The 20,914-nt window shown below is 33.1% G+C and carries 20 protein-coding genes and 1 pseudogene; 6 read left to right on the top strand and 15 right to left on the bottom strand.

The genetic code is table 11. From position 1 onward, the window contains the following. Positions 1-5 precede the first annotated feature (5 nt). The 11 genes from BLW20_RS10110 to BLW20_RS10060 form a co-directional block, all read right to left on the bottom strand. Complete coding sequence (locus BLW20_RS10110) at positions 6-1,001, bottom strand: BtrH-related acyltransferase DarH (protein ID WP_091100029.1); 996 nt, start codon at positions 999-1,001, stop codon at positions 6-8. Next, the gene (locus BLW20_RS10105; RefSeq protein ID WP_091100025.1) at positions 1,002-1,403 is read right to left on the bottom strand and encodes a flexirubin biosynthesis protein DarG; all 402 of its coding nucleotides are present in this window, start codon (positions 1,401-1,403) and stop codon (positions 1,002-1,004) included. A 2-nt stretch (positions 1,404-1,405) separates the two neighbouring features. Continuing rightward, positions 1,406-1,867, bottom strand: a complete 462-nt coding sequence (locus tag BLW20_RS10100) for a hotdog family protein (RefSeq protein WP_091100023.1) — start codon at positions 1,865-1,867, stop codon at positions 1,406-1,408. After that, positions 1,864-2,304, bottom strand: a complete 441-nt coding sequence (locus BLW20_RS10095; protein WP_091100020.1) for a hotdog family protein — start codon at positions 2,302-2,304, stop codon at positions 1,864-1,866. The genes BLW20_RS10100 and BLW20_RS10095 overlap by 4 nt, the downstream gene beginning before the upstream one ends. Further along, the gene (locus tag BLW20_RS10090; RefSeq protein WP_091100018.1) at positions 2,304-3,440 is read right to left on the bottom strand and encodes a dialkylresorcinol biosynthesis protein DarB; all 1,137 of its coding nucleotides are present in this window, start codon (positions 3,438-3,440) and stop codon (positions 2,304-2,306) included. The genes BLW20_RS10095 and BLW20_RS10090 overlap by 1 nt, the downstream gene beginning before the upstream one ends. A gap of 3 nt (positions 3,441-3,443) precedes the next feature. Then, positions 3,444-4,346: a hypothetical protein gene (locus BLW20_RS10085; RefSeq protein WP_091100134.1), complete on the bottom strand. Its 903-nt coding sequence runs from the start codon at positions 4,344-4,346 to the stop codon at positions 3,444-3,446. 113 nt (positions 4,347-4,459) lie between these two features. Beyond that, positions 4,460-5,338: an LpxL/LpxP family acyltransferase gene (locus BLW20_RS10080; protein WP_091100014.1), complete on the bottom strand. Its 879-nt coding sequence runs from the start codon at positions 5,336-5,338 to the stop codon at positions 4,460-4,462. 2 nt (positions 5,339-5,340) lie between these two features. Further along, a complete protein-coding gene (locus BLW20_RS10075) occupies positions 5,341-5,595 on the bottom strand; it encodes an acyl carrier protein (protein ID WP_091100009.1) in 255 nt (84 codons plus the stop codon). Positions 5,596-5,674: 79 nt separating this feature from the next. Then, positions 5,675-6,898: a beta-ketoacyl-[acyl-carrier-protein] synthase family protein gene (locus tag BLW20_RS10070; protein ID WP_091100006.1), complete on the bottom strand. Its 1,224-nt coding sequence runs from the start codon at positions 6,896-6,898 to the stop codon at positions 5,675-5,677. A gap of 172 nt (positions 6,899-7,070) precedes the next feature. Beyond that, complete coding sequence (gene fabG, locus BLW20_RS10065; RefSeq protein ID WP_091100002.1) at positions 7,071-7,805, bottom strand: flexirubin biosynthesis SDR family reductase FlxB; 735 nt, start codon at positions 7,803-7,805, stop codon at positions 7,071-7,073. Positions 7,806-7,810: 5 nt separating this feature from the next. Then, complete coding sequence (locus tag BLW20_RS10060; protein ID WP_091099999.1) at positions 7,811-9,328, bottom strand: flexirubin biosynthesis tyrosine ammonia-lyase FlxA; 1,518 nt, start codon at positions 9,326-9,328, stop codon at positions 7,811-7,813. A 102-nt stretch (positions 9,329-9,430) separates the two neighbouring features. Here BLW20_RS10060 and BLW20_RS10055 point away from each other — a divergent pair, with 102 nt between their 5' ends. After that, a complete protein-coding gene (locus BLW20_RS10055; protein ID WP_091099996.1) occupies positions 9,431-10,678 on the top strand; it encodes an NAD(P)/FAD-dependent oxidoreductase in 1,248 nt (415 codons plus the stop codon). Positions 10,679-10,694: 16 nt separating this feature from the next. Here the strand turns inward: BLW20_RS10055 and BLW20_RS10050 are convergent, their stop codons facing one another. Next, a complete protein-coding gene (locus BLW20_RS10050) occupies positions 10,695-11,291 on the bottom strand; it encodes a hypothetical protein (RefSeq protein WP_091099992.1) in 597 nt (198 codons plus the stop codon). 603 nt (positions 11,292-11,894) lie between these two features. On the opposite strand from BLW20_RS10050, the gene ybeY reads away from it, so the two are divergent. The 5 genes from ybeY (at position 11,895) to BLW20_RS10025 (ending at position 18,432) form a co-directional block, all read left to right on the top strand. Continuing rightward, positions 11,895-12,314 carry an rRNA maturation RNase YbeY gene (gene ybeY, locus BLW20_RS10045; RefSeq protein ID WP_091099989.1) on the top strand — a complete coding sequence of 140 codons (420 nt, stop codon included), beginning with the start codon at positions 11,895-11,897 and terminating at the stop codon, positions 12,312-12,314. 41 nt (positions 12,315-12,355) lie between these two features. Further along, a complete protein-coding gene (mnmG, locus tag BLW20_RS10040) occupies positions 12,356-14,233 on the top strand; it encodes a tRNA uridine-5-carboxymethylaminomethyl(34) synthesis enzyme MnmG (protein ID WP_091099985.1) in 1,878 nt (625 codons plus the stop codon). A 156-nt stretch (positions 14,234-14,389) separates the two neighbouring features. Further along, entirely contained in the window at positions 14,390-15,211 is an 822-nt protein-coding gene (locus BLW20_RS10035; protein ID WP_091099981.1) for a class I SAM-dependent methyltransferase, read from the top strand. A 212-nt stretch (positions 15,212-15,423) separates the two neighbouring features. Then, the gene (locus BLW20_RS10030) at positions 15,424-16,041 is read left to right on the top strand and encodes an OmpH/Skp family outer membrane protein (protein WP_245725310.1); all 618 of its coding nucleotides are present in this window, start codon (positions 15,424-15,426) and stop codon (positions 16,039-16,041) included. 144 nt (positions 16,042-16,185) lie between these two features. Further along, positions 16,186-18,432, top strand: a complete 2,247-nt coding sequence (locus tag BLW20_RS10025; protein ID WP_245725309.1) for a helix-turn-helix domain-containing protein — start codon at positions 16,186-16,188, stop codon at positions 18,430-18,432. 9 nt (positions 18,433-18,441) lie between these two features. Here BLW20_RS10025 and BLW20_RS10020 read toward each other — a convergent pair whose 3' ends face one another. From BLW20_RS10020 to BLW20_RS14765, 3 genes and pseudogenes are all read right to left on the bottom strand, one after another. Continuing rightward, on the bottom strand, positions 18,442-19,554 hold the full coding sequence (locus BLW20_RS10020; RefSeq protein ID WP_091099978.1) for a GNAT family N-acetyltransferase: 1,113 nt from the start codon (positions 19,552-19,554) through the stop codon (positions 18,442-18,444). After that, the gene (locus BLW20_RS10015) at positions 19,551-20,525 is read right to left on the bottom strand and encodes a polysaccharide deacetylase family protein (RefSeq protein WP_091099973.1); all 975 of its coding nucleotides are present in this window, start codon (positions 20,523-20,525) and stop codon (positions 19,551-19,553) included. The genes BLW20_RS10020 and BLW20_RS10015 overlap by 4 nt, the downstream gene beginning before the upstream one ends. Before the next feature lie 135 nt (positions 20,526-20,660). Beyond that, positions 20,661-20,914: pseudogene (locus tag BLW20_RS14765) on the bottom strand (IS4 family transposase); the annotation flags it as partial.

The following is a 20,914-nucleotide window of genomic DNA, read 5'->3' as shown; positions in this document are numbered from 1 at the left end:
CGCCATTACACCGCTTTTTTTAATTTCTTAAAAAAGGCTTCCTCTAAATCGGCCAGTTCCATTAATCGGTTCGAAAGTACCTGATACACATTCTCTGTATTGCTGCGTTTTTTATAAACCCGAGAAGCTTCTACGGCAAAATCTCTCCATTTATCACCTATAAGTGCCATTTCTTTTGATAATTGCATCAATTGTGCATTGTTAAGATATTCGCCCGCTTCTTGCAAAAACGCAGCGTAAATAAAGCGAAATCCGCCACCGCCCGTACCAATTTCTTCCTGCATACGCACCAAATTAACCAAATTGTAATTGGCCTTGGCAACACCCAGTTTTTTATGCCATTTTAAAATGGCTTTGGCAACCATACGCATTCCTTTTACACCCACAATGGGCACAGGTGCCAGCATATCGTTACAGGTTTTTTTGATGGCTTTTTTGATGGCATTGGTTAAATCGGTATTTTGCGGTACGGCAATAGGGTAGTAGAGGTGTCCTTTGGGTGCCAATGCTCCTTTTGCATAACGCACTTTTTCTAATTCTTCTTTGGTTAAAGAAACGGTATAATCTAACACCGGATCACTGATTAAATAACGATTTTCTTCTTTACCAAAAACAACAATATTGTGTGCATTGAAATGAAAACGGTATTCGTCGGGAAAATAATTCAGATGATACACGCCCACCACCAAACCCGTGGGAATGTTGTTTTTAAGGTTTTCGTCGAGTTTTTGCTGTGCTTTGGCAGGATTGGAAAATTTAAAGCGTTTTACCTTTATGCCCAACTGTTTTGCCATGCGGTTAAAAATAACACCGGGCAACGGACGATAAGACACCGCAGGCGCATGATTTACTTTAAGAAAAGGCAAATACACAAAAAACAAGCCCGAGCCCAACCCAAATGCCATTGGTTCGGTTATTTTAAAACCTTTGTTGTTTAATAAATTTACAATAGCTCCGTTTTCACAGTGTGCCGATTGTTGGTGGTTAAAATCTAACTGCATTTATCCTTTAAAATTTCTTAACTCGTCTATAGATATTCCGAAAATATCGGCATATTTCTGAAGTTTTCTGGTACTTAATTTATTGAAAACCGATGGTTTTGCGTGGCGTTTCACAAAAAACGTCCATTGTTCCATGTACGCGGCAAGCGTTTGCCAATCCATTCGATTTAATTCCATATAATAAACAATGGGGCTTATTTTTCCTGATGTTACATCATTTAAAGCTTCTTGCACCCGTTGGTTTAAAACTTCAAGATTTTGATTTTGAATGATTGTTTTTGGTTCCCAGCCCGAACTTTGAACCGATACAAATTTTCCGTCATCATCTACGGCATATACCAGTTCGTTGCTTTTGTGCTTTTTAAGCGGACTATCGTCTTGTGGCACTTCATTTTTTTTCATTGTTATCTTTTCTGTAAAAACAAGTTCATTTCGCCTTCCAAAAATAAAGTATCTGAATGAAATGTTGTTACTTTTAACGTACAAATAGAATATCCGGGCATTTGAACCTGCGAAATTAAATGGGCTTTTGTTTGAATTAACTGATTGATTTCAGGTAATTTATAAACAGTAATTTTTTTAATGGAACTTATAAACCCAATCACACTGGGATTGTTCTGCACATCGGCGGCAGGTTCTTCATTAAAATAATGTTGTCCTGAAATGGCAGAGCAGGTTTGTGCCGCGTTTTCAATTAATCCCGTTTCAGTCAACTCGTTGTTTGTTACAAAAATACAATCGTCAGAAACATGAAAATGTGTCAATACTTCTTCGGTACAAATGTGTTCAATTGCATCAACCATCAGCATTGGTTTTAAATGGGGCAGATACTTTTTAATTTCTATTTGTACTTTATTCTCACTCATTGTTTAGCGATTACGGTTTTCATCTGACCCGATGCAATGATTTCATCCTTGCTTTTTGAAACGATATTCACTAAGGTAACACCTGCAAATTCGTGTAAAATTGTAGCTTCGGTAGTAATATGTTCATTGATTTTTGGCAAACGGTTTATTTTTAATCCCGAAATACTGCCAATATAGCCTGTTGGGGCGGTTTCTTTTTTAAGATAATATCCAAAACCGGTGTGCAATGCCACTGTTTGTGCCATGTGCTCAATTAATCCGGGTTCTTGCAAGGTATCGTTTTCTGTAAAAATATTTTCTGTTTTAATCAATAATCCGGCAGAAACAAACGCTTCATTGTACGATAACAAACAATCGACCATAACAATGGGCGTGCGCTGCGGAATGCATTTTAAAAGGATTTCTTCCGATGTTATGGGAAAGGTTACTGTTTTCATTAAACTACTTTTAAAAAGGCGTAAGCATACGAAAAACGACCGCTTTCAGGAACTGATAACATGACCGTATCGCCGCTTTTTAATTTTTTTGAATGGTACAATTCTTCTAACATCAGATAGATGGATGCCGCACCCACATTACCCACTTTTGGCAAGTTTAAAAACCATTTTTCTTTTGCAATTTCCAGTCCGGCATTTTTAAACTCGTCGTACAATTTATCTTTGAAGAATAAAGACGAAATATGTGGCAAAAAATACGTAATTTCTTCAGGTTTTAACTGATGTTTCTGCATAGCATCTCCCATGCTTTCAACCCCTTTTTTCAGAATAAATTCATCTAAGATTTTAACATCTTGCTTTAACGAAAAAACCGATTCACTTTGCCATTGATCCACCGTGTATTCGCTCCAGGGTTTCATGGTTCCGTCTGCCAGTTTATCGCCACCGGCATACATACAGGTTTCTAATTCGTGGGCAAACGAATAATTTTCCATCCATTTTATTTCAAGAGACAATGTGCCTTTTGGTTGATTTTCCAATAAAATAGCACCGGCACCATCAGACAGCATCCAGCGGAGAAAATCTTTTTTAAATGCCAGAATAGGTTGTTGTTCCAAAGCTTCTAAATTGGCAATTTCCGCTTCAAATTTATTGGCTGTCATCCAGGTAGAAACACGTTCAGAACCCGTACAAACCGCATTGTTGGCATCGCCCGATTTAACGGAAAGATAGCCATATTTTAACGCATTCATGCCGGAACAGCACACACCCGAAGCTGAATTTAAATCGACCGATTTATTTTTAAGCAATCCGTGAACCATTGCTGCGTGAGAGGGTAGGAGCAGGTCGGGAGTGGAAGTTCCGCAAGACAAAACCTCTATATCATTTAACGAAAAATCTATGTCTGTTAATTTTTTAATTGCCAAAGCCGTTAATTCGGCATTGTTATGGGTTACCTTTTGATGTTGATCTAATGCGTAATAGCGTGTTTGAATTCCGTTATTGCGTAAAATCAAACGACGGGATTTTGAGGTTTTATTGTTTATTTTACCTAAAATCTGTTCCATTTCATCGTTTGAAACCGGATCATTAGGTAAAAATTTTTCTATCTTATTTATATAAACTCTTGCTGACATAGCTTAAACTCCTTGAAAGTATTCTTTCTGTTTCCGAATGCTAAAATAACGAATTGGATACAAAATAAACTCAATTAAATGAACAATTGGCGATAACCCCCAAATGGCACAAAATAAATACACTTTAAAACATTTGAGTAAAAAGGATCTTTTTTGTGGATTTTTACGAATGATTTTTGACCAGATAGTAAACATTTTATTGGCTTTTTTATCCATTGATATTAAAAACCAGCGAAATTCTACTGCACCGTTTGCAACCAATGTTTTCTGTAAATTGTTGTAATTGTTTTGTTTTAAAAAGGGTAAAATGATGTCTCCGAATTTTTCAGAATCTTTAATTTCCTGATCTGAAACACCGGGTAGCGGTAAAAAACCGTAAGCTTTTCTTTTTTTTCCGTGAAACATCCAGTCAACAATCGTCAGTACACTGATTAAATTGATGTTTCTGTCGGTTAACGCAATATTACCTACCAAATGTGCATTGACATCATTTAACAATTTCTTCATTTTTTCCTGTGCAAATGCCCACATATTCCGGCTTCCACTAATGGTAATTACCGGAACATTGTTTAAAAGAACTTTGGCATATTCGCTTTTTAGAAAGGAATTTATGGGAATAGAAGGTGTTAAATACCATACCTGATAGTGAAACAAAACCAAATCGTAAGTGGTTTGAAAAATAGCTTCGTTTGGTGGAATTATTTCTGAAGGAATTTGCTGAAATGTTTCAGGAAAAGCACCAAAAAAAGAATCATTATCCCACGGAAAGGGAAAAGATCGCTGCATTTCAATCGGTAAGAAATCAACCTTTACCTGCTCGTCTTTGCGAAAAGGCAAACTTATTTGATCTGCAATTTCTTTTAACTGCCCCGATTGTGAATAATAAATCACTAAAACATTCTTCATTTGCATTTTTTTGAGTTTTGTCACTTCGATTAGAGCAACGTATCGAGAAGTATCAAAAACATAAGTTCTCGACTTCGCTCGAACTGACGATATTTATAATTATCAAATAGATTTTAATCCTTCCAAAAATCAAAATAATTAAACCACTGATATGGATATTTTTTCAGCATTTTTGATACGTTTTCTGTGTAAGCATTAAGTACTGACTGTGCATCGCGGTGTTTAAATTCTGGGGCACGGCGTGTGTACAAATGATAATGCAGGTTAGGCTCTTTCATTACATATACAAAGGCTACCGGAGCTTTTAAACGAGATGCCAGCATGAAAGTTCCTGCCGGAAATAATGCTTCTTCTCCTAATAATTTACCTTTCATTGTCTTAGAATGACCAAAATACCGATCGCCGGTAAAACATATCAGATGATTTTTAGAAAGAGCCTCGTTGATCTCAAAAATATGTGATAGATCATCTTTAACATAGATAAACCGCACGTTTGATTGATTTTTTGATACACTTTCCAAATATTCTTTAATCACCGAACGTTCCTGATCTACCGTAACAATATGGATGTGTGCATTTAAATCGATTTCAGCAAAAAACTTTTCGGCAATTTCAAAATTTCCAATGTGTGCACTGATTAAAATGCCTCCTTTTTGTTCTGTTAACAACTGTTTTAAAATATCGATCCCGTCAAAATCAAAAGTGAATTTATCACGTAAACCAGCCGAAATGGCTACTTTGTCAATAATGGTTTGCCCAAAGACAAAATAACTTTTATAAACAGCAAAAAACGCTTTAAAACATGATAATTGTTGTCTTTTGTGAAAATAGTAAAACATTGCCTTAAAAGACGATGGATATGCCACAAAATAATAAAAAGCTACAAATACCAGAGCGCTGTAAGCAGCACGTATTCCCAGCTTTTTAATAAAAAATACAAATATTTTATAGCCTAATAAGTTCCCTTTAGATCTACCATTCCATTGGCTCATTTTTAAGCATTTTTAAGCACAATTTTACGTTGAATTATCGAATAGAAATCCTGGAAAGTAACCATGCCCACAAAATCGGCTTCGACTAACTTCACGCCAAAATTTGATTCGATAATTACAACCAAATCCACATAATCCAAGCTATCTAAATCTAATGTTTGCTTTAAATTTTTATTGGCTTCGATTACCTCTGCATCAACTTCGAATTCTTCAACTAAAATTTCGTTTACTTTTTCGATGATCTCCTCAATCTTCATTATGTTTTTATTTATGAGAATAGTTGTTATTATTTTTTAGACCTCACAGGTTTTAAAAACCTTTGAGGTCTTTATAAATTTATTTATATTTTTTAACGATTACTGCCGAATTGGTTCCACCAAATCCGAAAGAATTTGACAAATATACGTCAAAATCTTTATTTATTGTTTTTGTGGCAATATTCAGCTTTGCAGAATGTTCGTCTGGTGTTTCAAAATTGATGTTTGGTGCAATAAATCCTTCGTTCATCATAAGGGTTGAATAAATGATTTCGCTGGCACCCGCCATCCAGCATTCGTGACCGGTCATTGATTTGGTTGAGCTAACATACGGTTTGGTTGCTCCGAAAACTTCGTTAATTGCCTGTGCTTCGTTGGCATCGCCCACCGGTGTTGATGTAGCGTGTGCGTTGATGTATTGAATATCTTGAGCTTTTAAACCTGCTTGTTGCAATGCTTTTCTCATGGCTGATGCGGGACCGTCTACGTTTGGAGTGGAAATATGTCCCCCGTTTGATGAAAATCCGTATCCGGCAACTTCGGCAATAATGTTTGCACCACGGGCCAACGCACTTTCTAAACTTTCTAAAATTACGGTTGCACCGCCGCCACTTGGAACCAGGCCGTCACGATGTGCATCGAACGGACGGCATGCTTTTACAGGTTCGTTTTCGCGAGGTGAAAAAACGCCTAAACCGTCAAAACTTGCCATTCCGTATTTGTTGATTTCCTGTGCACCGCCGCAAATAACCAAATCTTGCAAGCCGTTTTTAATCATCATGTATCCCAGACCAATGGCGTGGGATCCGCTGGCACAAGCCGCACTAATGGTCATATTGATTCCGCGAATATTAAAAATAGTCGATAAATTCATGGTTACTGTAGAATTCATCGATTTAAAAATAGCACCTGAACCAATTAAAGCAGTATCTTTTTTTTCGCGAACAATATCAGTTGCTTCAATTATGGCTTTAGAAACGCTGTCGTTCCCATAAATCAGACCAATTTCGCGTTTGTTAAAATCGTCTAACGCAATACCGGCATTTTGCAAAGCTTCCATGGTTGCAATGTACGCGTATTCGGTTTCTTCGCCAATGGTAATACGCTGCCTGCGACTTAAAAAGGGTTTTAAGTCGGGTAGGGGGACTTTACCTGTTAATGCCGACTGAAAACCATATTCTTTGCGTTCTTCATCAAACACAATTCCCGATTTTCCTTCGTATAACGATTGTTTAACTTCTTCTAAATTGGTTCCAATACAGGAATAAATTCCCATGCCGGTTATGACCACTCTGTTATTCATATTTTTTTTGATTCCTGTATGATGTAGGCTGTATTATTGTATATTGAATTGTTTTAAGTTATACAATACTAAATAATTTAGTGTTTGAAATTTTTTATTGAAAATCTTCTTACTGCTATTTCAATTACTATTTTAACAAAAATACGTTATACATTTCTACATTATACAAGCCTTAAGAATAAATTCCTCCGTTTATATTGATAATTTCTCCTGTAATATAACCTGATTTATCTGATGCCAGAAAAGCTACCAAATCGGCAACTTCTTCGGCTTCTCCAAACCGATTTGCAGGAATTATTTTTATTAATTCTCTTTCGTCTAAAGCAGCCGTCATATCGGTTTTAATAAACCCCGGGGCTACTGCATTTACGGTAACTTTTCGTTTGGCAACTTCTTGTGCCAATGCTTTTGTAGCCGCCACCAAAGCTCCTTTTGCAGCAGAATAATTGGTTTGTCCGGGTGTGCCTTTTACCCCGGAAACCGAAACCATATTGATGATTCTGCCGTATTTGTTACGCAACATATCCTGAATAAAGAAATTGGTTACGTTGTAAAATCCGTTTAAACTGGTATCAATTACACTTTTCCAGTCGTTTGGCTGCATCCACATAAACAAACCATCGCGCGTGATACCCGCATTGTTCACAATTACATCAACAACTGCTTCGTTATTAGCTTCTTTCCATTGATTCAACACCTGCTGCGTTTCTTCTAAATCTGCTACGTTAAATGCCAGAATTTCTGCAGAACCGCCTTGATTTTCAATCATTCTCTGGGTTTCTAAAGCAGCTTCTTTATTTGATTGATAATTAATCAGAATGTGGTACTGCAAATTTTTTGCCAGTTTTATGCAAATTGCTTTTCCAATTCCTCTTGAACCACCGGTAACTAATGCACATTTTTTCATTCTGACTATTTCTTTAAAAATTCTTTTACCTGTTCTACAAAAGGATACATCACCTGATCTTGAGAAAAAACAGGAACAATTTCTCTTATTTTCTGATAGCTTTTTTGTGAAGCCGAACTTAATTTATCTTGAATTTGCAGGGCATCAATTGCCTGAACCAATGTGATTAATTCAATTGCCAAAACCTGAAAAGTGTTTTCAATAACATTACCACAAATAACCGCAGCATTGGTTCCCATACTTACAATATCCTGATTATCGTTGTTGTTGGGTATGCTGTGAATGTACATTGATGTAGATAATGCCTGATTTTCTGCGGTAGTTGACGTTGCCGTAAACTGTACGCCCTGCATACCGAAATTAAATCCTAATTTACCTAAATTGACAAAAGGCGGTAAAATTTCATTGATTTTAGCATTGAGCAAATAGTTTAACTGGCGTTCTGCCAACATAGAAACTTTTGTTACTACTAACTTTAATTTATCCATTTCTAACGAAACATAATCGCCATGGAAATTTCCGCCGTGATATACCTGTTGTGTTTCTGTATCAATAATTGGATTGTCGTTTGCCGAATTGATTTCTTTTTCTAAAACTTCACGAACATTTAATACGGTATCGTAAATGGGTCCTAAAATTTGTGGCACACAGCGAATAGAATAATATTCCTGTACTTTTTCTTTAAAAACTTCTTCGGTATTTTCACCACTGTACAAATGCTCCTGACGGTTGCGGATCAGTTGGCTGTTTTGTAAATGATCACGCATTTTTTTAGCGATGATTTGCTGTCCGTTATGCAATTTTGCATTGTTTAATTCGGTTGATAAATGATCATCGTAAGCTTGAACAATTTCGTTAATCATACACGAAGACTGTAACGACCATTCTACCAATTTATCTGCCAGCAGCACATTTACAATTCCAATACCGGTCATTACTGAAGTTCCGTTCATCAATGCCAATCCTTCGCGAATTTTAACATCGATTGGTTGCAATCCTTCCATTTCGAAAACTTCTTTGGTTGCTTTGCGTTTGCCTTTATAAAAAACTTCGCCTTCGCCAATTAAAATCAATGCCAAATGTGCCAATTGAACCAAATCTCCGCTTGCACCCACACCACCATGTGCAAAAATTAACGGTGTTATATCACGGTTGATTAATTCTTTCATTAAGTTAATTACCGAATTATTTATACCCGATTTTCCTAATGCCAATGTGTTTAAACGAGCTAAAATAGCGGCTTTCACATGAACAGGAGATAAGGCATGACCTGTACCCGATGCATGACTGCGAATAAGGTTATACTGCAATTGCAACTGATCTTGTGGTTGAATACGGTATTGTGCCATGGGACCAAAACCGGTATTTACGCCATAAATTACTTTGTTTTTAGAAAACGACTGTAAAAAATTAAAGCTTTTATTTACCCGATCAACCAATAAATCATCTAATTCAATTTTTTCGTTATTGAAAATAATTGAAGAAAAATCGGCAATTGTTAAATAATCATGAATAACTTTCATTAAAAATTGTTTCGTTAAAATGTTTTAAATGGTTGAATTCTTGTACATTTGAAAAACCATTTTGCATTAGCAAAAATATAATTTTAAACTATTTTATATACTATGAATACAGAAAATGTTGATATTCTAATTATTGGTGCAGGACCAAGTGGTAGTGTTGCCGCAGGATATTTACATAAACAGGGTGCAAAAATCAAGGTTGTTGAAAAACAAAAATTTCCAAGAATTGTAGTAGGAGAGAGCCTTATACCCCGCGTAATGGATCATTTTAACGAAGCCGGATTGTTTGAAGCTTTAAATTCTTACGGATTTGAAAAAAAGCCCAACGCCCGGTTTATCAGAGGTAAAGAAGATTGTATTTTTGATTTCAGCAATAAATTTGGTGAAGGTTGGGACTGGACCTGGCAAATTCCCCGTGCCGATTTTGACAAGGCAATGACCGATGAATTACAACGTAAAGGCGTTGATATTGCTTTTGAAACCGAAGTGATTAACGTGGAATTTAACGGAACCGATTCTATAACTACCATTAAAAACAAAGAAGGAAATCTATCGGAAATTCATGCTAAATTTGTGATTGATTGCAGTGGTTACGGACGCGTTTTACCAAGAGCCTTAAAATTAGAAGCCGCATCGTCTTTAGATCCGCATTCGGCAATATTTTCTCATATAAAAGACATAAACCGAACGCAAAAAACTAATGGCGATACACAAATTTCGTTTGATATTTTAGAAACAGAAGTGTGGTTGTGGGTTATTCCTTTTTCTAATGGAAATACAAGTGTGGGAATTGTTGGACCTACCGCTTACATCAACAGCTTATCTGAAACCAACAACAATGCAGAAGCACTAAAAAAAGCAATTGGTAAATCTGTTTATTACAAAGAACGCTTTGGCGATCTTCCTTTTGAGTTTGATCCCATCCGATTGACTAATTATTCTGTAGCTGTTACACAATTTTATGGCGATGGATATGCACTGACCGGAAACAGTACCGAATTTTTAGATCCCGTGTTTTCTTCAGGGGTTTGTTTTGCAACAGAATCGGGTATATTGGCTGCTAAATTGGCTTTGCGTCAAATAAATGGTGAAACTATAGATTGGCAAAAAGAATATGCCGAGTATATGCAATACGGTATCGATGTTTTTACAACGTATGTGAAAGAATGGTACACCGGAAATTTGCAGGAATTATTTTTCCACCGACCGGAAAATCCTGATGTAAAACGTAAAATTTGTGCCGTTTTAGCCGGATATGTTTGGGATAAAGACAATCCGTTTGTTACAAAACATCACAACATCATTAAAAATATGGCGTATATGATTAAAGAAAATAAAATGGATTCCTGATGGGAATCCATTCTTGTTATTTAATATCTTTATTTATCTTTTTACCCAATGTTTTAGCTGTTTTAGCAAAACCTTCGCCTACACGTAATTCATTGCTAAAGTTGCTTCCAAACTGATCGCCCGGAGCATCAATAGCATCTACTTCATATAAAACATTTGAAGGATTGGCAGTTTCAACCAGTTTAATTTTCGTGGTAACTTTTGCAGGCTGTTTCATCATGTAAACATCCCAACCCGGATAAATCCATACGGCGTCAACTATTAAAGTATATGTAGCATCTGAATTGTTTTCTTTAAACGTAATATTTTTTACTGTTTTTAATAACAATTCAATAAATTTTGGTTCCCAAATTCCGTCTTTTGCACCCTTCCATTTAGAAACCCAAACATCGCCGTTTCCTTTCTCTTTTTCATTTAACTCACTTTTACGTCGGCTAATGTATTCCTCTTCAGTATAATTTTCTTTTAACAGCTTTAAATGATCATAATTGAAACTAACATTTACCGATGACTCATTTTTTAAAACAGCAAAACTGCCTTTTTCATTTTTTAATTTTTGTGCATTAGTTAGTGAACTTGCTAAAACTAAAGCAATTAGAAACGTTTTTCTCATTTTTATTGATTTTATCACAAAAGCAAATATAGTTGTTTATAACTAAAATTAAACTATTGATAACCTGTGTTAATAACTGTGGATAACTTTAAATAAATATTAATTTAATATTACCGTAAAAAGTGTAAGAGAAAATAAAAATACAAAAAGGTGAAAATCTTATTGAAAAAAATGAACGTTTCATTGACAATGTAAACAGAGTTATCAACAGTAAAATCAAACAAAACTTATCAATAATTTTAGTTCACAATTCAAATAAAATTTCAACATAGAAAATAAAAACCTGTGATATTTAAACCCTTACCGTATTAAGATAATGTTAACAACTTTTAATAACTGATATTTACTATTTATTCTACAAAAAATTATACTACATATTAACAGACATAATAAAGAAGAAATCTTTTTTAAATTTTTTAAAAATTATTTTTATTTATAATAATAGGCTGTTAACAACAAAAACTATTTTTTAGACTGATATTCGTTTAAAATATTAATTTTAATTAAAGTATTGATAATCAATCATTTATATATTTTAATACAATATTTAAACTACTTTTTTAGATTCGTTGTACCTTTGTAGGTATTTTTTAATGTATTTATATGGTAATTTTTAATTACGAAACCGATTTTGAATTAGAAAATGAATCCAGATATGAAGAATGGATTGATGCTATAATTGAATCGGAAGGTAAAGAACCCGGCGAAATTAATTATATTTTTTGTGACGACGAATATCTGCATAATATAAATATGCAGTATTTAAATCACGATACTTTAACTGATATTATCAGCTTTGATTATTGCATAGGAGATTTAATTTCGGGTGATATTTTTATTTCGATAGAGCGAGTGAAAGAGAATGCAAAAGAATACGAGGTATTGTTCCACGTGGAACTTTTACGGGTAATGAGTCATGGTATTTTACATTATTGCGGATACAAAGATAAAGCAGAACAAGACGAAAAAGTAATGCGTCTAAAAGAACAAGAAAAGATGAATATGTTCCACGTGGAACAATAATTTTTTTTCTTATTGTATAATTAAATGTTTCACGTGGAACAATGAGTTTATTTCAAGATAAATATGATGTTGTAGTTGTTGGTGGTGGTCATGCTGGATCTGAAGCTGCCGCTGCCGCTGCAAATATGGGTATGAAAACGTTGTTGATAACAATGAGTCTTCAGAATATTGCCCAAATGAGTTGTAATCCAGCTATGGGTGGAATTGCAAAAGGACAAATAGTCCGTGAGATTGATGCGTTAGGTGGGTATTCGGGAATTGTTTCTGATAATTCAGCTATTCAGTTTAAAATGCTGAACGTTTCGAAGGGACCTGCTATGTGGTCGCCGCGTTGTCAAAGTGACCGTATGCGTTTTGCTGAAACCTGGCGTTTGATGTTAGAAGGTACTCCAAATTTAGATTTTTATCAAGAGATGGTTTCAAGTGTTTTAATTGAAGATAATAAAATTGTTGGTGTTAAAACAAATCTTGGAATTGAGATAAAAGCTAAAACGGTGGTGCTTACAAACGGAACTTTTTTAAATGGTTTGATCCATATTGGAGAAAAACAATTTGGCGGTGGTAGAGCAGGTGAGAGTGCTTCATTTGGAATTACCGAAGATTTGGTAAAAGCTGGCTTTGAATCGGGTAGAATGAAAACCGGGACTCCACCGCGTGTTGATGGTCGCTCTTTAGATTATTCTAAAATGGAAGAACAACCCGGAGATAAAAATCCTCAAAAGTTTTCATATTTACATAGTACTAAACCTTTAGAAAAGCAGCGTTCGTGTTATATGACATATACATCGCCTGAAGTACATGATTTACTACGTGAAGGTTTTGATCGTTCGCCAATGTTTAACGGTAGAATTAAAAGCATCGGACCAAGATATTGTCCGTCAATCGAAGATAAAATCAATCGTTTTGCAGATAAAGAACGCCATCAAATTTTTGTTGAACCAGAAGGATGGAATACGGTTGAAGTATATGTAAATGGTTTTTCTACTTCGTTACCAGAAGAAGTACAATTTAAAGCATTGCGATCGGTTGCGGGTTTTGAAAATGTAAAGTTTTTTAGAGCCGGTTATGCGATAGAATACGATTATTTTCCGCCAACACAATTAAAACATACCTTAGAAACCAAACTGGTCGATGGATTGTTTTTTGCCGGTCAGATAAATGGCACAACAGGGTATGAAGAAGCTGCCGCACAAGGTTTAATGGCTGGTATAAATGCTGCTTTAAAAGTTCAGGATAAAGATCCGTTTATATTGAAAAGAAATGAAGCATATATTGGAGTTTTAATAGATGATTTAATTACAAAAGGTACAGAAGAGCCTTACCGGATGTTTACATCTCGTGCAGAATACCGCACCTTGTTACGACAAGATAATGCTGATTTTAGATTAACTTCTAAGGCTTTTGAAATTGGTTTAGCTAAAGAAGAACGATTAAAAAGAATGGAATATAAGAAAGATGCTTCTGATAATTTTGTTCAATTCTTTAGAGAAACTTCTGTAAAACCTGCTGAAGCAAATCCTATTTTAAAAGAAAACGGAAGCGATTTAATGAAGCAACCAGATAAAATGTTTAAGGTTTTTTCTCGACCCCAATTAGATTTTGACGCTATATTAAAGTTTAAAGATGTTGATGAGTATATCAAAGAAAACAATTTAGATAAAGAAATAGTTGACCAGGCATTTATTCAGGTGAAGTATTCAGGTTATATAGAAAAAGAAAAAAGTAATGCGGATAAATTAACGCGTTTAGAAGATGTAAAGATTCCCGAAAATTTTGATTATGATAAAATAAAATCAATGTCATTTGAAGCAAAAGAAAAATTGAAAAAGATACGTCCGGTAACTATTTCACAAGCTTCAAGAATCAGCGGAGTGGCACCATCTGATATTTCTATTTTATTAATTCACATGGGAAGATAGTTTTTAAATGTGATTTGGTGATATTTTTTTATTCTGAGATAATGTTAGTCTGAGTTACAATATGAAATGGATTGTATTGAGAATAAAAAAATGTTCCACGTGAAACAACACCTTTAAAAATAATTTTGAGTAAGACTATTTCTATCAAAAAAAGAAATGAAACAAGTTAAAGATTACAACATTTCGCAAGAAGAATTTCAATTAATTTATCATGCCGATTTAGATTTATATCAAACCCAATTCAATAAATTTGAATCGTTAGATAGATATTACGAAAGCGAAAATTATATTTCACATACCGATAGCAAGAAATCTTGGTTTGATAAAATGTATCAAATGGTAAAAACGTTTACTATAAAAAGTAAATGGTGTTTAATTAAAAAAAATATTCAAAATAAAAATATAACTATTTTAGATGTTGGTTGTGGAACAGGAGACTTTTTAAAAGCCGGAAAAAAAAATGGTTTTAATGTAGTAGGGGTAGAGCCAAATAAAAATGCCAGGGCATTGGCTGAAAAAAAATCTTTAACTGTAAAAAGTGATTTATCAGAAATAAACAATATACAGTTTGATGTAATTACCCTTTGGCACGTTTTAGAACATGTTCCTGATTATAATGATTACATAAACCAATTAAAAAAAATATTAAAACCAAATGGTATTTTAATTATTGCCGTACCTAATTTTAATTCGTACGATGCTCATCATTACAAAAACTATTGGGCAGCGTGGGACGTACCTCGGCATCTTTGGCATTTCAGTAAAAAAACCTTTTTTAAAGTTTCTGAAAAGCATCAATTGAAATTAATACATATTAAACCTATGTATTTCGATAGTTTTTATGTGTCATTACTTTCAGAAGAATATAAAAGCGGAACTAAAAAGCTGTTCAAAGGTTTTTTAATTGGGTTGTGGTCAAATTTTATAGGAATGTGGTCAAAAGAGTATTCTTCGCACATCTATATTCTTAAAAAATAATTTTAAACAGCTTCTTTTTAAAGATATATGTTTAAAATATAACTTTATATTCAAATTTTTTAAAAGTGGCTTAAATCGTAAATATTAAATCCGTTTTTAATAAACAAATTTTATAAATTATATAATATCAATATAAATTCTTTATACTATTAACTATTACATATTTTTAGATATTTTTGTCTGAAATTAATTGTATTAAATAATTAACTACTATGAAAAAAATAATGATCTTGGCTGTAGTAGCATTAAGTTTTGTTGCTTGTAACAAAGAAACAGCTACCAATACAAATGCTGAGAAAACAACTCAAAAAGCAGATGGTTTCAAAACAGCTTATATCGATACCGAAAAACTGATGAAAGAATATCAGGAATTCAAAGATTTTGAATCGAAGTTCAAATCAATGTCTGATCGTATGAAAAATGAGTTGGAAAGTGATGCTAAAAAATTTCAGAACGATGTATTAGATTTACAAAAAAATGCACAGTCTAAAGGAATGGAATGGGCACAAAACCGCCAGGTCGAATTAGAACGTCGTCAGCAAACTTTGGCTCAAAAAGAACAAAATTACATGCAGAAATTCCAAGAAGAAAGTGCTGTTGAGCGTGATTCTATGGTTTCAAGAATGAAAGATTTTATCAAAGATTATGGTAAAGAAAAAGGGTACGATTACGTTTTTGGTACTGGTGATGCGGCTTCTGTTTTGTATGCAAAAGAAGCATATGATTTAACACAAGAGGTTTTAGATTTGTTAAACAAAAAATACGAAGAAAAAACCGGTAAAAAAATTGAAACAAAAGAAGAATCTAAAAAGAAAGAAGAAAAAAAATAAAACTTTTTTAAAAGTGGGTTATATAACACAACCTGCAAGATTTTATAATCTTGTAGGTTTTTTTGTAGAAATTATTTTTAGTTTAACAGGTAAATTCATTTGTACAATTAAAAATCAACACTATCTTTTTCATATATTTAAAACATGACAGCCGAAGCCCAATTAGTTTTACAATACATACAGCACACCAACAAAAACGTTTTTTTAACCGGTAAAGCAGGAACGGGTAAAACCACGTTGTTAAAGAATATACTTTCTACTACCCATAAAAACACAGTAGTTGTGGCACCCACAGGTATTGCTGCTTTAAATGCAGGTGGTGTAACCATTCACTCGTTTTTTCAACTGCCTTTTTCGGGTTATGTTCCCACAGAAGATTTCCGGAATAAACCCGATGCGTTGTATTTTGAAACCAAAAAGACAATTACCCGTCATTTTAAAATGAATCAAACCAAGCAAACACTGATCAAAAATCTGGAATTATTGGTTATTGATGAAGTTTCTATGTTGCGGGCCGATATTCTTGATGCAATGAACGAAATGTTGCAGTTTGTACGCAAATCCAGAGAACCTTTTGGCGGAGTACAGGTGTTGTTTATTGGTGATTTGTGGCAGTTGCCACCGGTTGTAAAATCAAATGAATGGCAAACACTGCAGCAGTTTTATCAGGGTATTTATTTTTTCAATGCTTGGGTAATGCAGCAAACGCAGGTAATTTATATCGAATTAAAGAAAATTTACCGTCAGGACGATGCCCGTTTTGTATCGCTTTTAAACAACTTTAGAACCAATACAATTACTGCCGATGATTACGCTATTTTAAATAAGCAGGTCAATACGGTTTTTGATACCAAAAAGAACAAAGGATATATTACGTTGACCACGCACAACCGCAAAGCCGATGAAATAAATGATCAGGAATTACAGGATTTAAAAGGAGAAGAATTTGTTTTTTTACCGGAGATTATCGGCGATTTTCCTGAAAAAATCTATCCGTTAGAATCTGAATTGGTTTTAAAAAAAGGAGCACAGGTAATGTTTGTGAAAAACGATTTAAGTCATGAAAAGCGATATTATAACGGAAAAATAGGATTTGTCTTTTATGTATCTGCCCATGAAATCGAAGTCTTAATTCCGGAAGATAACGTTAAAATTACCGTTGAAAAATACGAATGGCAAAATGTACGATACGTTTTAAACGAACAAACAAAAGAAATTGAAGAAGAAGTTTTAGGAACCTTTGTACAATATCCTTTAAAACTTGCCTGGGCAATTACGGTACATAAATCGCAGGGTTTAACGTTTGATAAAGCCATTTTAGATATCAATGACGTTTTTATGAGCGGTCAGGCGTATGTAGCTTTGTCGCGTTTACGGACATTGAGCGGATTGATTTTATCAAAACCCGTAGCCATTAGACAAATTGGTACCGATCAGCATATTTTATCGTTTTCTGAACGAAACAAGCATTTAAACAACGAAGACGGATTGTTGCAGGCAAAACTGGAATATTTGTGGATTCAGATCAAAGAAACGTTTGATTGGACTACGGCTCACAAACAATTTTCAGATTGGAACAGTACCTGGGTTGATGAAAAAAAATCTACCCGGAAAATTTATGCACCGTGGGCAGTAAAACAAGAACGTTTATTAGAAAACCTAAAATCGGTGGCAACAAAGTTTTTACACGAAATCTATGCTTTATTTACAGCTGAAGATTTCCGTGTGGAACATTTAATGCTGCGTTTAGAAAAGGCTTACAATTATTTTTATCCCAAATTAGACGAACTGGCTTACGATACCTTGTTTGTATTAGAGCAGTCAAAGAAAAAGAAAGGTTTTGTGTTGTTTACAGAACAATTATCGGTTTTTGAACACCAACATATCAAAATGGTTTTAAAATTGATTAAAACGCATAAAATGATACGTATTTTTAAAGCTGGTAAAGATTTTAATAAGCACGATTTAGAAACACAAGAAATAGTAACTTACCGTTTAAATCATTTAACGGCGATTAAAGAAATTCTACGTACCCAGATTTTAGATATAGATACGGTAGAAACCGATGATATAAAAGAGATTTCAAAAATACCTAAAATTTCTACCATAGACAAAACATTTGAATTGTGGCAACGAAAACGAACCATAAAAGAAATAGCCGAAGAACGTAAGCTATCCGTGCAAACAATTACACAACATATTGGAAAATTAATTGGTCAGCAAAAAATTGACGTAACCGAAGTGCTTTCAACAAAGAAAATAATGGAATTGGAGAAATTGTTTGAAAACCACCACGACAAAACCTTAACCGAACTAAAAGCCGAAGCTCCGGAAATCACTACCTGGGAAGAGTTACGGATTTTTAAGGCGTATTTGGAAGTGAAGGAATAAGAAAATTAGTTATGCAAAGGCACAATCGCCATCACCATATTGAAATCTTAAGTCCTTTATATCAGTTAAGTCAAAAGATTTTGAAATTATAGAATGTTTTACTTTTTTGTTTTTATAGATAAAAAAGAATTTTTTTGTTTTTAAATAATTGCATATCAGTTTATCATAACAAATAAAATCTCTTACTTCAGTATTTAAAAAATGAAGCAAAATAATATCTGAAATTACTTTTTGATTTTGTTTTTCAAAGTATGAAAATAATACTTTTCCGTTGTAATCTCTTTGTTGGATAACTACAAAACCAATGATTTTTTTGTTTTGACAGATTTTTAAAAAAGAATAATCAAATATTTTTTCACTGAACATAGAAAATTCATAATTTTCTTTTATTGTAACCTTTTGTAAAGGGGCGGGAAGTACCCATAAATATTTTTTTAACCAATTAAAAAAGTCAGTATTTTTTTTAAAAATATCGTTTTTTTGATGTTCTTTAATAAAAATAGATGTTTCGTTGTCAATTTCAGTTAAATAATCTATTAAAATATCTTTTGGAATATTTTTCTGAATATTTTTTTTAGAAAAGAAATTATAAGTGTTGAACCAAATGTTTAAAATATAATCAATACTGTTAAAATTGTATTTTTTAAAATGCGGATTTATTAGTGGTAAAATATTTTTTAGGTTAGATTTTATAGCAAATTTGAATCCTTCAGATAATTTAAAATCATTAAAATACCCTGACTTGTCATAAACTCTTTTTGCACTTGGTGTAAATTGCGAAATACCAATTTTGCCATTAAAATCTTGATACATTTTGTCTAATAATGCTCTGCCTAAACCACTACCTTTTGTTTTTGGATGTACCCACCATGTTGAAAGCCAACCTATTTTTTCTTGATTATCTTTATGATTGACATAATCTGTATATACACCAATATAACCTAAAAGTTTATTATTTAAATAACCTAACTGTAAAACAATATCTTCGTTATTTAAATTGGGATTGTGATAATGTGCTATAAGACGATGTTTTGAACTTACTAAAAAATCCATATCCCAAATTTGCTTATCATTTAAAAAATGTGGAATATCTTTTTTTAAAACAGTTTTTATTTCAATCACTTTCTTTTCACTTTAAATTTCCCCACTAATTTAATATAATACATATAAATAAGCTCTGTTGAAATGATATTTTTTAAAGGAACGATTGGTTTTTCTGCTGAAAAACGTTGAACAATATTTTTCGAAACATCTTTTTTGTAGCTGGAATTCCCAAATATAATCATGTTCTTATCCCAATTTTCTAATCTTTTAATTAGATTTTTTGAAGCATAACTGTCAGAATATGGAAACGAAAATAAGTTATAATCGACTTTAAAGTGCTGTTTGATCCAAAGTAAAGAATCTGTTATTTCGGCAAATTGCTCATCTTCGTTTAAGTTGTTTAAATAAGGATGCGTCATTGTATGACCACCTATAAAATGTCCTTTATCAATTAATTCCTGAATTTGATTTTTGTTCATGTATATGGGACGCTCTTGAAGGTATTCTTTAAAATCGAATTTAATCACATCAAATAAATCAAAAATTTGATTGTTAGACAATTCATATTTTAAAACTTGATTTTTTAAATCTTCACTTTTAGAAAATTTTATTTTATTCCAAACAATATGGTTGTGAGGAATTTTTAATAATTCTTCGATTAAAATGCTCTTTAAATGCTTGTTTAAAAAAAATTTGTTATCAACAAATGATGGGTTTATAAAAAATACAGCTTTGATTTTGTATTTTTCTAGAAGAGGTAATATAATTGTGTAGTTTTCAACTAAACCATCGTCAAAACTTAAAATACATTTCTTCTGGTGTTTTAAGTGAAATTCATCAGCTATTTCATCAGTAGTGATAATCTGATAATGTTCGTGTAAGTATTTTAAGTCTTCTTCAAACTGATTGATGTTTTTGTAAGAATAAAGATGTTGAATGTGAGGTACATTTTCGTCAGCAACTATATGATAATATGGTGTTATATTAGCACTTAACTTAACAGTTGTAACCTTGGAATACTTTAACAATAATTTTTTGACTATATCCATAAAACTTAATTAAGTTTTTAAAGATAAAAATATTTCATTAGCGTCCGATAAAAACTAATTCTCAGATTCCCCTCCTTACATTTGACTGATTGTTAGATGTTTAGTTTTTCATTTTCGCCGAATTTCAAAAACAAGCTACCAATTAAAAGACAATTGCTCACCGTCATCTTTGTCAATAACCCAATCTTTCTCTGGGTTTTCCAAAAATTTCATCAGGTTGATGTAATTGAATAAATGAATTTTGCAAAAACTTACCAAATTTGAAAATGCCCACTTTCGTTTCAATCTTTTTTTGATGACTGCCAGCAGAAGATTTACGATTAATACACAGTAAATCTGTATTTTGATGGCGTTTTCATTATCACCAAGAAAATATTTCAAAGGAAAAT

Source organism: Paenimyroides marinum (assembly GCF_900108395.1).
GTDB classification, from domain to species: domain Bacteria; phylum Bacteroidota; class Bacteroidia; order Flavobacteriales; family Flavobacteriaceae; genus Flavobacterium; species Flavobacterium marinum.
This window is presented reverse-complemented; position numbering and strand designations above follow the sequence as displayed.